The organism is Thermaurantiacus sp. (genome assembly GCF_053487655.1).
The window spans coordinates 1-14,054 of sequence record NZ_JBRCLD010000030.1; the positions used below are offsets into that span (position 1 = coordinate 1).

12 protein-coding genes are annotated in these 14,054 nt (G+C 66.0%); 4 read left to right on the forward strand and 8 right to left on the reverse strand.

Annotated elements, in window-relative coordinates; genetic code table 11:
- The 7 genes from ACWIQA_RS03055 to ACWIQA_RS03085 all read right to left on the reverse strand — a co-directional run.
- On the reverse strand, nt 1–552 hold a 552-nt coding region (locus tag ACWIQA_RS03055), incomplete at its 3' end, for a DNA-processing protein DprA (RefSeq protein WP_448581592.1).
- Nucleotides 549–1,133 (reverse strand): glycerol-3-phosphate 1-O-acyltransferase PlsY, encoded by a 585-nt coding sequence (gene plsY, locus ACWIQA_RS03060; protein ID WP_448581593.1) that lies wholly within the window; start codon nt 1,131–1,133, stop codon nt 549–551. The genes plsY and ACWIQA_RS03055, both read right to left, overlap by 4 nt.
- A gap of 40 nt (nt 1,134–1,173) precedes the next feature.
- Complete coding sequence (locus ACWIQA_RS03065; protein WP_448581594.1) at nt 1,174–1,527, reverse strand: hypothetical protein; 354 nt, start codon at nt 1,525–1,527, stop codon at nt 1,174–1,176.
- 4 nt (nt 1,528–1,531) lie between these two features.
- Nucleotides 1,532–2,752 carry a class I SAM-dependent methyltransferase gene (locus ACWIQA_RS03070; protein ID WP_448581595.1) on the reverse strand — a complete coding sequence of 407 codons (1,221 nt, stop codon included), beginning with the start codon at nt 2,750–2,752 and terminating at the stop codon, nt 1,532–1,534.
- Between the two features lie 37 nt (nt 2,753–2,789).
- Entirely contained in the window at nt 2,790–3,836 is a 1,047-nt protein-coding gene (locus ACWIQA_RS03075) for a nitrilase-related carbon-nitrogen hydrolase (RefSeq protein WP_448581596.1), read from the reverse strand.
- Nucleotides 3,833–5,032, reverse strand: a complete 1,200-nt coding sequence (locus ACWIQA_RS03080) for an MFS transporter (protein WP_448581597.1) — start codon at nt 5,030–5,032, stop codon at nt 3,833–3,835. Before ACWIQA_RS03080 ends, ACWIQA_RS03075 begins: the two co-directional genes overlap by 4 nt.
- A 69-nt stretch (nt 5,033–5,101) precedes the next feature.
- Nucleotides 5,102–7,582 (reverse strand): TonB-dependent receptor, encoded by a 2,481-nt coding sequence (locus ACWIQA_RS03085; protein ID WP_448581598.1) that lies wholly within the window; start codon nt 7,580–7,582, stop codon nt 5,102–5,104.
- A gap of 187 nt (nt 7,583–7,769) precedes the next feature.
- Between ACWIQA_RS03085 and ACWIQA_RS03090 the strand changes: the two genes are divergently transcribed.
- From ACWIQA_RS03090 to ACWIQA_RS03105, 4 genes are all read left to right on the forward strand, one after another.
- On the forward strand, nt 7,770–8,072 hold the full coding sequence (locus tag ACWIQA_RS03090) for a DUF1330 domain-containing protein (RefSeq protein WP_448581599.1): 303 nt from the start codon (nt 7,770–7,772) through the stop codon (nt 8,070–8,072).
- Entirely contained in the window at nt 8,069–8,755 is a 687-nt protein-coding gene (locus ACWIQA_RS03095) for a hypothetical protein (protein ID WP_448581600.1), read from the forward strand. The genes ACWIQA_RS03090 and ACWIQA_RS03095 overlap by 4 nt, the downstream gene beginning before the upstream one ends.
- A 60-nt stretch (nt 8,756–8,815) precedes the next feature.
- Nucleotides 8,816–10,120: a cystathionine gamma-synthase family protein gene (locus ACWIQA_RS03100; protein WP_448581601.1), complete on the forward strand. Its 1,305-nt coding sequence runs from the start codon at nt 8,816–8,818 to the stop codon at nt 10,118–10,120.
- A gap of 61 nt (nt 10,121–10,181) precedes the next feature.
- The gene (locus tag ACWIQA_RS03105; RefSeq protein WP_448581602.1) at nt 10,182–13,397 is read left to right on the forward strand and encodes an error-prone DNA polymerase; all 3,216 of its coding nucleotides are present in this window, start codon (nt 10,182–10,184) and stop codon (nt 13,395–13,397) included.
- 72 nt (nt 13,398–13,469) lie between these two features.
- Here ACWIQA_RS03105 and ACWIQA_RS03110 read toward each other — a convergent pair whose 3' ends face one another.
- The gene (locus ACWIQA_RS03110; RefSeq protein WP_448581603.1) at nt 13,470–14,048 is read right to left on the reverse strand and encodes a TetR/AcrR family transcriptional regulator; all 579 of its coding nucleotides are present in this window, start codon (nt 14,046–14,048) and stop codon (nt 13,470–13,472) included.
- Between the last annotated feature and the right edge of the window lie 6 nt (nt 14,049–14,054).

Here is a 14,054-nt window from a genome sequence, read left to right on the forward strand (position 1 = left end):
GGCGACAGCTTCTTGGAGCGCGGCGTTCTCGCTTGGGTAGGCGACATCGGGACCGCCGGCGACGCAGGCGATGGTGCCGGTCGCAAGCGCGGCTTCATGCGCGGCGGCGTCGATCCCGCGCGCCATGCCCGAGACGACGACAAAGCCGGCGGCGCCGAGGTCAGCGGCAAGCCGGGCAGCAAGCGTGCGGCCGGCAGCGCTTGCGTTGCGTGCGCCAACAATCGCGATGAGCGCGCCGCGCGCCAGGGCGGGATTGCCGCGCATGAGGAGGACAGAAGGTGCGTCAGCAAGCTCGGCAAGAAGGGGTGGAAACTCCGGCTCGCCGAGAAAAACATGGCGGATGCCAAGGCGCTCGGCTGCTGTCAGCTCCTCCTCGGCCAGTGCCTGGGCAGCAAGCATGCGGCCCTCGCCGCGCCACAGGCTTGGCAGTGCTGCGACCGCCTGCGTGCCGCTTCCGAACCGTTCGAGGAGGCGCCGGAAGGCAACCGGCCCCACCCCTTCGGTCCGGGCGAGGCGAAGCCGGGCCAGGCGCTCGAGAGGTGCAAGAGTCATCGCCCGGCCCCGATCCGGGGCTCGGTGCCAGCCCGCAAGCGCGCGAGATTGTCGCGGTGGGTCCACAGGATGAAGAGGGCGAGAAGGCCGAACAGCACGGCTGCTTCCCTCTCGCCGAGCGTCAGGGCGACAGCAAGGGCGCCAACACCTCCTGCCATTCCGCCGAGCGAGGAGATCCGTGTGCCAAGGGCAACGCCGAGCCAGGTCAGCGCGAAGCCAAGGCCAGCCCAGGGCAGGACGGCGGTTGCAACACCGAGAAAGGTCGCCACCCCCTTGCCGCCTCGGAAGCCGAGCCAGGGCGGCCAGACATGGCCGAGGACAGCGCCGGCGCCGGCGGCCAGCATGGCGCTCTCGCCGCCCAGCTGCCCGGCGAGCCAGACGCCAAGCACGCCCTTGCCGGCATCGAGCGCGAGCGTGGCAGCCGCCAAGCCCTTGCGGCCGGTGCGCAGCACGTTGGTTGCACCGATGTTGCCTGAGCCCAGCTTGCGGATATCGCCAGCGCCGCCAGCGCGCGCGAGCAGCAGGCCGAAGGGCACGGAACCCAGGAGATAGGCAAGGCCGAAGGCGAGGAGGAGGGCCACCGCCGCCTGCTAGCCGCAGCCGCTCGGCCGGGAAAGCCTGTCAGCTGTCGCGAAGCTGCTGTGACACCGCCTCGACATCGGGCTCGGCCTCGGCCATGGCTTCCATCTCCTGCTGCACACCGCGCAGGATGCGCGCCACATATTCGCGCATGAGAAGGGAGCGCTCGCGGCCAGTTGCGCGGTCGGGGCGGTAGTGCTCGATCGCAGCCCGGTCGAGATGGCCGGAAGCTTCGAGCAGCCGCTCGACCGTGTCGAGCCGCTCGCGGGTGACGGCGAGCTCGCCAGCAACGGCCATCAGGATGGAGAGCAGGCGGTCGATGGCGGGATCGTCGAAATAGGCCGGCCGCTTGCCCTTGGCCTTGGCGCCAGCGAGGAGGATGGGATCAAGCTCCATGGAGTCAGGCCGCTTTGCGGGCCGCGACCGCCGGCTTCCAGGCACCATAGGCCTCCCAGACAGCAGCGCGGCCATGGTCTTCGGCAGCACCGGTTGGGGCTTCGGGGAAGATGCTACGGTCAACCACGGCTTTCACCCGCGCTTTGAACTGCGCCTCACGCGGCAGGCCAGCGGCCTCGAGGATGGCCGGGATATCAAGCGCATGCATTGCTGACCAGAAAGGCTCGTTGTTGTTGAAGGCGTCCCAGTCGCGCAGGAACTGCTCAAGAAGCGGCATCTCGTCCGTATAGTTTGGCTGCTCAAGGTGGAGCATGAGCCCGCCGGAAGCGAGCACGCGCGCGCCTTCTGCGATAATGCGCGGCAGGGCCTTGCCGCTTGTCTCGTGCAGGAACATGGTTGTCTGCACCCAGTCGAAAAAGCCGTCCGTGAAGCGGGAGAGATCTTCCGCGTTCATCTGGACGAAGCGGATGTTGCTGACGCCGAGCGTGCGCGCGCGCGCGTGGCCATAGCGAAGCGAGGGCGCGGCCGTGTCAATGGCCCAGACTTCGGCTTCGGGGAAGGCTTGTGCGAGCGGCACGGCATTGTGGCCGATGGTTGCGCCAATATCGAGGATGCGGCGAGGCTGGAAGCCCGGCCGCTCGGCCTTGACCCACTGGGCAATCGCCTGGCCAGCGCCGTCGGAGAGCGCCCCCAGGGCGCCGCCGGTCGTTGCGAAGATGCCGCAATCATAGTTGGCGCCGGCCGAGACATCGCCTGGGAACAGTTCGCCATGATAGCTTCCTGGCATGCAGTGGATATCGACTGCAGCCTGGTAGCGCGGAACCTCGACGGACGAGTCGAGCTCGAGTGTGTTGCAGCCTGCGTTGAGCGCGGCCGCCCGCCCGGCCAGCGCCTCGGCCTGGCGCAGCACGATGGACCTGCCGTTTTGCTGGCGCATTTCCATCGAGTTGCGCTTGAGCGCGCTCCAGAAGCTGTGGAAGGGATCGCTGTTCATCGCCTGGCGCACTTCAAAGCGGTCCTTCGGCTCGCGGCCATGGGCGGCAACGAAGGCGGGCCTGACGCGGGTTTCATAGGCCAGGCGATTGCCCGCCCCGAGCACGGCGGAAAGGTGGCGATTGAGATTGGCCAAGAAGTTGAACCGGGCCACCTCGTCATGGCGCGGCTCGGGGAACATGCCGTGGCGGGCGACTTCTGTGTAGGGTGGGGGCGCGTCGCTCGAACTCATGGCGTACCTCCTTTTGCCGATGTGGCCGATGCAGGCCTCAGATCAAGCCCTGCCTTGCGCGGCGGTCAATGATTTCGCGCAGGATCCGGACGGCATCAAGCGACGCCGATGGCTTCACCTTGCCGTCTTCGATAAGCGAGTCGGCAGGCTGGACCACGCCGGCATAGGTGTCGCGGAACAGCTCGAGGCGCTGGCGGGCGAGATAGTTGGACATGCCGGGCTTGCGCCGGGCGCGCCGCACGGCCTCGATGTCGATTTCAGCAAAGGCGTTGACATTGGGGCCCGAAAGCGCCTCGGCCATGACGGTGCCGCGCCAGTCGATGATGGCGGAATTGCCGTCTGCACTTGCGCCTGCGATATCGCTCATGGCGATTCCGGCCGTGTTGGCGGAGACGACATAGGCGAGATTCTCAAGTGCGCGGGCGCGCCGCGCGATCTGCTTGGCCGAAGGCAGGAGGCCGCCCGCTTCGGATGAGGAATGGACGAAGAGCTCAGCGCCGCGCAGGGCATGGGCGCGGGCGATCTCGGGGTAGAGGATTTCCTCACTCGCAATGGCGGCAATCCGGCCGATCTCGGTATCGGCCACAGGGAAAATCGCCTCCGGGCCATAGTGGCGGCAATAAGCGCTCCAGACATCATGCGGGCTTGCCGTGAACATCGAGTTGAGCCGCCGGTAGCGCAGCACCACCTGGCCCGTCGGCGCAACCAGGAAGCTGGCCTGGAAATAGAGGGTGGGAAAATGCGGGTCACTCTCATAGGCATTGCCGGCGATAAAGAGGCCAAGCCGTTTGGCAACTTCGCCAAGGGCGCGATATTCTGGCCCGTCGGGTGCGAATATGGCGCGCGCCGGGAAGTCTTGCACCCGCCCGGTTGGAAAGCCAGTGAAGAGATATTCCGGCAGCACCGCGAGCTTCAGTGGCGTGCCGCTGAAAGTCTCAAGGAAGCGCCGGGTTCCCGCAAGCTCGACTTCAAGCTCCTGGATATGGGCGAGGATGCCCGCCCGGGCGGCTGCCACATCTGGCGCGGCCTCGACGCTGCGCGCGGCAAGCTGCATGGCGACCGCAAGATAGGGCGGAACCGTCACGAAGCCAGCACGGGCGTCTGGGGTGCGCGCAAGTCCGGGTAGCGGCCGAGCGTCAACAGCAGCAGGGCGCCGGCCACGAACAGGCCGGCGGCTGCGAGCAGCATGGAGTCATAGGTGCCGGTTATGTCGCGCACCCGGCCATAGACTGCAGGTGAGACTGCCGAGGCCAGGGCAAAGGCCATGTAGAGCATGCCATAGATCCGGCCATAGTTGGCCATGCCGAAGTAGCGGCTGGCAAGATAGGCGATGAGATCGGACTCAGCACCCGCTGCGAAGCCGAGCAGAAAGGCAGCGCCTGCAACGAGAGCGAACTCGGGTGCGCTGCCGGCCAGGTAGGCAACGGCCACAGCAGGCAGCACGAGGACGGGAAAACACACCGCCGGGGCCCAGAAGCGGTCGAGCAGGAAGCCGGTGACCAGGCGCCCGGTCAGGATCGAAAGCCCGAGGATCTGCATGATGTTGGCAGCACGCTCGGGCGGGAAGCCGTGCAGCTTGACGATCTCGGGCATGTGGATGTGGGCGCCGCCGTAGGCGAAAGCGACGAGGAAGATGGAAGCGAAAATGACCCAGAAGCGGCGGTCTTGCGTTGCTTTTGCAAGCGTCACGCCCGCGGTTGCCGCTACGTCGCCTTGGGGCCGTTCTTCTGCCTTTGGCTCGCGCAGCAGGAGAAGACCGACTGGCAAGCCGACCAGAAGCGGAAGCGCGGCGATGACGAGATGGGCAGTGCGCCAGCCATGGGCACTGATTGCCCAGGTGACGAGCGGCGGGATGACAAGCGCTGCCAAGCTTGTGCCCATGAGCATGATGCCAAGAGCAAGCCCCCGGTTGCGGAAAAACCAGAGATTGACAAGGCGCGAGAAAGTGACCGGGGTTGAGCCGATGCCGACAAGCCCGACCAGCACCCAGACCGCATAGAAGGTCCAGATTTCCGCCCCGATGAGGGCAAAGGAAGCAAAGGCAAGGCCAAAGAGGCCAAGCGAGAGCAGCGCAACTGGCTTTGCCCCGTGGCGATCGGCCATGGCGCCGAAGACGGGGGCAAGGCAGGCGGCGAGCACGCCGAAGATGGTGATTCCAAGCGACATGGCGCCAAAGCTCCAGCCATGCGCGCGCGCAAGCTCGGGCATGAAGAAGCCAATGGTGTTGTAAGGCACGGGCGAGGCGCCAGTTGCAACGCCGATGAGACAGGCAAGAAGCACAGGCCAGCCACGCGCAAATTCGCCACTGGCCGCGCGGCTGGAAGCGTGCGGGTTCGTCGCGGCCAAGCCCTAGAACTTCCGCTTCAACCGCACGAGCCAGGTCCTCGGCGGGTTGATGTAGGTATAGTTGACCAGGCTCGACTGCGTGAATTCGGTATCAAGGCAATTGTCGCACTCGAGCGCAAGAAGCCAGTTGCCATCATCCGTGCGCAACGCAAGGCTTGCTGAGACGAGGACATGGGACTTGGCCCTGGAGCCTGTGATGACATCGCCATCGAAGGGGTTGGCTGGGTAAAGGGTGCCCGACGGCGCGCGGATCGAGCCAGTAAACAGGGTAGCATTGGCAGTTCCCGTCTCAAGGCCGGAGCGCCATACCACATTGACAGAAGGCGAGAGGACGATGCCTGACTTCTGCAGGGAGACATCATAGGTGCCGCCAAAGGAAAGAGTCCAGTCGGGCGTGCGCACCGGCGTTGCAATGTCGCCGGTTGCAGTCACGATCCCGGCTGCGCAGTCAGGCGCATTGTCAGCGCCCACCCCGAGCGGGATCCGCCCGGCCGCGCGCTGGGCGCGGCAGTCGGCCTGCTGCTGGCGGATTGATTTGACACCATAGAGGTTGGGTGCGAGCGATTCCGAGACCCGATACTTGTCTTTCTGGTAGCCGAGGTTGGCATAGAGGCTGAGCCCTTCGACAGGGGCGGCCGCAAGCTCGAGCTCGACACCGCGGTTCACATAGTCGGCGAAATTCTGGGTGATGAAGGTGACGGCGCCGGTGGCCGGGTTCACAAAGGCGGACGGGGTCTGCAGGTCCTTGGTATCCAGCCAGAAGATGGTCAGGTTCGCCTGCAGCCGGTTGGCAAACCAGTTGGAGCGCAGGCCGCCCTCATAGTTCCAGACGAACTCGGGGTTGAAGGGGAGGAACAGATTGTTGGCTGTCGCCCGCGCATTCCACCCGCCCGACTTGAAGCCGTTGGTGGCACTTGCAAACAGCAGGAGATCCTCCCCAGGCTTCCAGTTGACAACAAAGCGCGGAGTCCATTTCGAAGTCTCAAGCCGCGTCGGGATCGGCACGCCGTTGGCAGCGACAAGGTTGGCACCAAGACAGGTCAGGGGCTTGGGCTGGCCTGCGCAAATGGCGCGGTTGTCGGTCACCTGGAAAGTCTTGGTCTCATCTGTGTAGCGCACGCCGCCTGTCAGGGTGAGGGATTCGGTCAGGTTCAAATCGGCCTGGAGATAGACGGCCTGCGCCTTGGTGTCGTTGATCATGGTCCGGTCGGCGAGCAGAAGCGGCAGGCCGTTGGGTGCGGGGATGTTCACCGTGAAAATGTCGGCGAAATCGGTCTGGTTTGATTCATCATAGAGGTAGAAGCCAGCGACATAGTCGATAAGGCCGCCGAACAGCCTGCCGTCGAGCTTCACTTCCTGGGTGAACTGCTGGTGGGAGCCAGCGTTCAGGATGGCGAAGCCGCCGTTGGTAAATCCGCGCACGGCTGGCCGCGGATCAAGCGCACTGGGCAGGCCGCGGCCGTCGGCGAAGTCGAGCGCGAAATCCTGGCGCAAGTCCACAACGCCAGTGATGATCGAGAGCCGGTGATTGTCTCCTGCCCATTCGATGTTCGAGGTGGCAAGGAGCAGGCCGACCTCGTTGCCGAGCCCGAAGCTTGCCTTGCGCCCAGTGACTGTGGGGCCATAGCGTCCACCTGCCGGGCCGCCCTCCGTCATGCCCGTTGTCGCAAAGCGGCCGGAGCAATTGGCCGGGTTCCTGGGATCGCAGTCGAAGTTGAGCAGATTCTCGCCGTTCGATTCCATCCAGGCAAGGGCAAGGTTCCAGGTCAGCCGGTTCGTCGCGCGCAGCTGGAGGGCGCCGCGGACGCCGAGCATATCATTGTCGTTCAGCCGCTGGCCGGTTGTGGTGTTGTGGACATAGCCCTTGTCGTCGTTCCAGTAGCCTGAGACCTTGAACGACAGCATCTCGGAAACCGGCAGATCGGCCGAGCCGCGCACCAGCACCCGAGCATAGGCGCCGTAGCCGGCCTCGACGAAGCCGGCGAATTCGTCCCCCGGGCGTTTCAGGATCACATTGACGGCACCGCCTGTCGTGTTGCGGCCGAACAGCGTGCCCTGGGGCCCGCGCAGCACTTCCACGCGCTCGACATCGAAGAAACCGAAATTATTGCCGTTCTGGCGGGAGAGATAGACGTCATCGACATAGGTGCCGACCGGCGGGTCGAAGGTCGCGATCGTCTCGGTGTTGCCAAGACCGCGGATATAATAGGCATTGGCCGAGCCGAGACCGGTGTTGTTCGCGCCGAACATGTTGGGAACAAAGTTGAGAAGCCCGAGCGTGTTTGAAATGACGCGGGTTTCAAGCGCATCTGCTGTGAAGGCGGAGACGGCAAGCGGCACATCCTGCAGGCTCTCCTCCCGGCGCTGGGACGTCACCACGATCTCGGGGATGCCGCCGGGTTGCACTTCGGTTTGCTGGGCGAGCGCTGGCACGGCCGACAGACCTGTCGTTGCCAAGAGCACTGCCAAGGGAACCATTCGCATTGCTACACTCCCTCATCTCACCGGCGCAGCAAAGCCTTGCGCCTCTTGCGGTGCAGCCTCGTCATCCTGCGCGCGCCGCCTTCTCACCCGTGCGGCAAATGTCCGGACAACTTTACCTGAGGCGGCTTGTCCGCCTAGTGCTGGGCTGCAACACAGGCATCGGAAATTGCAGACAGAAGAGGGCGCAATGGGCGACAAGGCCTATCTGGTGGTGACAGCAACGGTCACGGATGGCGCAAAGATGGCGGCCTATAATCGTGCCCTCCTCGACTCTGGCCTCTATCCGCGCCATGGCGGCCGCTATGTCCTTGTCGGCCGCCCGGTCGCTGATCTCGAGGCCTGGGACGGCCGGGCCGTCGTCGTCGCGGAGTTCCCGAGCGTCGAGGCGGCGAAGGCCTTCTGGAACGACCCCGACTACCAGGAGAAGGTGAAGCCGCTGCGCGCTGGTGCTGGCACATTCCATGTTGCCATCTTTGAAGGCGTGTCATGATGGCAGCGCTTGAGGCGAGCTACCCGGTCCTTGTCTGGCTTCATGTCCTCCTCCTCGTTGTCTGGCTCGGCGGCGACATCGGCGTCTTCCTCCTCGGCCAGCATTTCCGCCGCCGCGATCGCTACAGCCTCGAGACTCGCCTCGTGCTGCTGAAGCTCCTCGTCGCGCTCGACATGGGTCCGCGCTCGGCCTGGGCGCTGATGGTCCCCTCCTCGATTGCGCTGCTCGCCGCCGGCGGCTGGTGGCCGGGGCTTGGCGAGGTGCAGTTGGCCCTCGCGCTCGGGATTGGCCTTCTCTGGCTTCTCCTCATCTGGGTTGCGCACCGCCACGACCAGACGGCGCTTGCCGCCCGTTGCCGGCAGCTCGAGGGGGTGTTGCGCTGGGCGCTCGCCGGTTTCTATCTGGGTGTCGGCCTTCTCATGCTCCGGAACGGCGGGCCGCTGCCCGGATTTCTTGCCTGGAAGGCGCTGCTGTTCGGCTTCATCTTCGTTGCCGCCATCCTCATCGACTGGGCCTTCAGGCCAGTTGGGCCGCGCCTCGTCGCTCTCATCCGCGACGGCTCGTCGGATGCAACCGAGCTGCCGCTGCGGGCTGCGATGGACCGCACCCGCATCTTCGTGCTTGCCGTCTATGCGCTTCTGCTTGCGACCAGCTTCCTGGGGGTCGTGCAGCCCGCGCTCTGATGGGCGGGCCCCATTTCGCCCCTGGCCGTGGCGCGCTACAGGCAGTGTGGGAGACGTGCCATGGACAATCCGGAAGACCCGGCGGGCGAAGCCCCGAGGCGCCGGCCGAGGCCGGATGTGACCGCTATTGGCAACCGCCGCCTGCGGCCTTCGACGCTCATGATGGGCCATGGCTTTGACCCCGCACTTTCGGAAGGGGCACTGAAGCCACCCATTTTTCTCACCTCCACTTTCGTCTTTGAGAGCGCAGCTGAAGGCAAGCGGCACTTCGAGGGCGTGACGGGGCAGCGCCCTGACGGTGCCCAAGGCCTTGTCTACAGCCGCTTCAATGGCCCCAACCAGGAGATTCTCGAGGACCGGCTCGGGGTGTGGGAGGATGCGGAAGACGCGCTCTCCTTCTCCTCTGGCATGTCGGCCATTGCAACGCTCCTTCTCACCTTCTGTGCACCTGGCGACATGATCGTGCACTCGGGGCCACTTTATGCTGCCACCGAGACGCTCATTGCCCGGATCCTCGGCCGGCTCGGGATCGGCTGGCTCGACTTCCCGGCCGGCGCGACCGAGCCGGAAATTGCCTCCGTCCTCGAGGCGGCGCGGGCGAAGGGGCGGGTTGCGCTCATCTATCTTGAGAGCCCTGCCAACCCGACCAATGTGCTTGTCGATGTGGAGGCCGTGCGCGCGGCGCGCGACCGGCTGCTTGGCGACGCTCCGCCTCCGATTGCCATCGACAATACGTTCCTTGGGCCGCTGTGGCAGAAGCCGCTTCGCCATGGCGCCGATCTCTCGGTCTATTCGCTCACCAAATATGCCGGCGGCCATTCCGACCTCGTCGCTGGCGCCGTCGTCGGCAATGGCGCCCTCATCCGCGAGGTCCGGATGATGCGCAACACGCTTGGCACCATCACCGACCCGCACACTGCCTGGATGCTGCTCAGAAGCCTCGAGACGCTGGAACTCAGGATGGAGCGGGCTGGCGCCAATGCACAGAAGGTCTGCGCTTTCCTGCGTGATCATCCCAAGGTCGAGCGTGTCGGTTATCTCGGCTTTCTCGAGCCCGGCAGCCGCCAGGCCGACATCTTCGCTCGCCACTGCAGCGGCGCTGGCTCGACCTTCTCGCTCTACCTGAAGGGGGGTGAGGCGGAAGCCTTCCGCTTTCTCGACAGCCTTGTCATTGCCAAGCTTGCGGTCTCCCTCGGTGGCACCGAGACGCTTGCCTCCGCCCCCGCGGCCATGACCCACCTCTCGGTTCCCAAGGCGCGCAAGACGGCACTTGGCATCACGCCCAATCTGGTGCGGATTTCGATCGGGGTGGAAGACCCGGACGATCTCGTCGCCGATTTCGCCCAGGCGCTCGACCTCATCTGAGGCGACGCCCTGCGACGAGATGGGCTGGAACAAATAGAGAACATGAGGCAGGATGGCGGGCATGAGTCGCCCAGCCCTGCTGCAGGTTGCCTCGCACTTCTCGCTGCTGCGCGGCGCCTCCTCGGCCGACGAGCTGTTCGCAACGGCTGCAGCGCTTGGCTGGCAGGCGCTGGCGATTACCGACAGGAACACGGTCGCAGGCCTCGTGCGGGCCCATCTCGCAGCACAGGCAACCGGCATCCGCCACCTGCCCGCCTGCCGGCTTGACTTGACCCGCGCCGATGGAACGGCGGGGGCCTCGCTTCTCGTCTACCCGCGCGATCTTGCCGGCTGGAGCGAACTCACGACATTGCTGACGCTTGGCAAGCGCCGCGCTGGCAAGGGCGCCTGCTGCATCGGCTGGGAGGATGTGGCAGCGCATGCGAAGGGCCTCGAGGCCGTGCTGGTACCAGCCCGGCTGACCGCAGCCGACGCAGAGGCCTTCGCCGACATTTTCGCGCGGTCCGGCCGCATTGGCCTCAGCTTGCGCCGGCTTCCCGGCGAGGCGGCACGGCTCCATCGGCTCGACGCGCTCGCCCGCCGGCTTGGTCTCCCCACAGTTGCGCTCACCGACACGCTCTACCACGCGCCATCGCGGCAGATGCTCGCCGACGTGCTCGCCTGCATCCGCATGAAATGCACCATTGACACGCTCGGGCGCCGGCGCACCCACCATGCCGACCGCCACCTTTTCGCGCCCGACGAACTGGCGCGCCGTTTTGCCCATTACCCGGAGGCCCTTGCCGAAGTGGAGCGGCTGGTCGAACGCCTCGCCTTCTCCTTGGCCGACCTCCGCTACCAGTATCCGGAAGAACGGGCGGACCCTTCGCTCACTCCGCAGGAGACGCTCGAGGCGCTCACGCGCGAAGGCGCCGCCGCCCGCTACCCCCATGGCGTGCCAGAGGCGGTCGAGCGCCAGCTCGCCCATGAGCTCCGCATCATCGAGCAGATGGGCTATGCGCCCTATTTCCTGACCGTCCACGCCATCGTCCGCTTTGCGCGGTCGCGCGGTATCCTCTGTCAGGGGCGGGGAAGTGCGGCCAATTCCGCCGTCTGCTATGTGCTTGGCATCACTGCCATTGACCCGGTCCGCTCCGAGCTCCTGTTCGAGCGCTTCATCTCGAGCGAGCGCAACGAACCGCCCGACATCGACGTCGACTTCGAGCATGAGCGGCGCGAGGAAGTCATCCAGTGGATCTACGCCCATTATGGCCGGGACCGCGCCGCGCTCACCGCCGTCGTCTCCCGCTTCCGTGCGCGCGGGAGCGTGCGCGAGGTGGGAAAGGCGCTGGGCTTGCCAGAGGATGTGACGGCTGCCCTCGCCGGCCAGGTCTGGGGCTGGTCATCTGAAGGGGTGGCAGCGCGCCACGCCGAGGACCTGGGGCTCAACCTCGAAGACCGCCGGCTCCGGCTCACCCTTGATCTTGCCCGCGAGCTCATCGGCACGCCGCGCCACCTCTCCCAGCACCCCGGTGGCTTCGTGCTGACTGAAGCCCCGCTCCACAAGCTGGTGCCAGTGGAGCCGGCGGCCATGGCGGGGAGACAGGTCATTGAATGGGAGAAGGACGATATCGAGGCCCTCTCCTTCATGAAGGTCGATGTGCTGGGGCTCGGCATGCTCGGGTGCATGCGCCGCGCCTTCGAGCTGCTGCGCCAGCACAAGGGGCTCGACCTCGATCTTGCGACCATTCCGGCGGAAGATCCGGCGACCTACGCCATGATCCGCCGCGCTGACACGGTTGGCGTGTTCCAGATCGAGAGCCGGGCGCAGATGGCGATGCTGCCCCGGCTCAAGCCCACGACCTTCTATGATCTTGTGATTGAAGTCGCGATTGTCCGCCCCGGCCCGATCCAGGGCGACATGGTCCACCCTTATCTCCGCCGTCGCGAGGGGAAGGAGGCAGTCACCTTTCCCTCGCCTGCGCTCGAGCGGGTGCTGGGGAAGACGCTGGGTGTCCCGCTGTTCCAGGAGCAGGCGATGAAGGTTGCAATCGTCTGCGCCGGCTTCACCCCTTCCGAGGCCGATGCGCTCCGCCGGGCGATGGCCACCTTCAAGTTCACCGGCGGAGTCTCCCACTTCCGCGACAAGCTGGTCGCCGGCATGGTTGCGCGCGGCTACGATGCCGAATTCGCCGAGAAGACCTTCCGCCAGATCGAGGGCTTCGGCTCCTATGGTTTTCCCGAAAGCCACGCCGCCTCCTTCGCCCTCATCGCCTATGCCTCCTCCTGGATGAAGTGCCACCATCCCGAAGTGTTCGCCGCAGCCCTCCTCAATGCCCAGCCGATGGGCTTCTATGCACCCGCCCAGATCGTCCGCGATGCCCAAGAGCATGGCGTGGAGGTGCGCCCGGTGTGCGTTGCTGCAAGCGCATGGGACTGCACGCTTGAGCCTGCGGAAGATAAGAGGCTTGCACTCCGGCTGGGCTTCCGGATGGTCAATGGCCTTGCCAGGGCCGAGGCGGAGCAGATCATTGCGGCACGCGAAACTGTCAGCGACCTTGCCCTGCTGCACCGCAGGAGCGGTGTGCGGCGGGCTGCCTTCGAGCGGCTGGCCGAGGCCGACGCTTTCCGTGCCTTCGGCCTTTCGCGCCGCCAGGCGTTGTGGGCGGCAAGGGGCCTTGGCGAGGCGCCGCTGCCGCTTTTTGCTGCAGCCGATGTTGCGCCGCATGGCCCAGAGCCGCCAGTTGCGCTGCGGCCGATGCGCGAAGGCGCCGAAGTGGTGGAAGACTATCGGGCAACTGCACTCACGCTGCGCGCCCACCCGCTTGCCTTTCTCCGCGCCGAGCTCGGCCGCAGCCGCTACCGGCCGCTTGCCGAGCTTGCCCGGGCGCGCGACGGCCGGCCGTTCCGGGGTGCGGGCATCATTCTCGTCCGCCAGAAGCCGGGCTCGGCCAAGGGGGTGATGTTCATCACGCTCGAAGACGAGACGGGGCAGGCCAATCTCGTCATCTGGCCGCAGCTGTTCGAAGCCGAGCGCCGCCTTATCCTTTCGGCCTCGATGCTGGGGGTTGAAGGCGTGGTCCAACGCGAAGGAGAGGTGATCCACCTGGTTGCGCGTCGGCTTGCGGATCTTTCGCCTTTGCTTGCCACTGTCGGCGAGCGGGACTGGCGGGTGCCGGCCGGCAGGGGGGACGAGGCCCGCAGCGGCGGGCCCGATGCGCGTGCGGCCGAGGCCCCAGCGCTTGCCTTCCGCTCGGCAGGGATCGGCCACCCGCGCGCCATTCGCGTGGCGCGCTGAGAGCAGCGCTCCGGCCCTTGCTGCCTGTACTTACCCTTTCTGCCCGTTCCAAGCCGACGGAGCGCTGCCTCTTCACGCCAGAAGGGCGCGCAGCCCCGCAAGGATCGCTGCCTTCGCAGCCGCAATGTCGAGACCCTGGACATGGCGAAGACAGATCCAGCTGTCGATGCTGACGAGGAGCACCATCGCCTCGCGCGCGGGGGGCCCGGGCATCCGCTCGGGCGGAATACGGGAAAGGAACAGCTGCCGGCTCAGCTGGGCAAGCTCGGCGCTTGCGGCCTCGAGCGCTGGCGACCTTGTGCGGTAGAGATCGAGTGCACGCTTGAAAGGCGTGACGGACTCAAAATATTCGGCGCGCCGGTCGACGATCTCGGTCAGGATGTCTGGCCACGTGGTTGCGACAAAGGGCCGGCCGATCAGCGGCTGGGCCTGGCGGATGATTGCCCTCGTAATTTCAAAATAGAGCGTGTCCATCTCCTCGAAGTGGCGGAAGACGGTGCGCAGCGAGAGCCCGGCGCGGTTGGCAACCCTCTCGGCGGTTGGCGCGAGCTCGCCCTCGCCAACCAGCGCCATCAGCGCTGCGACAATACGGCTGCGGCTGGTCTCGGAGCGCAGGCGTCGTCCATCCGGGCGGCGGTTGCTGCGGCCCATTTGCTC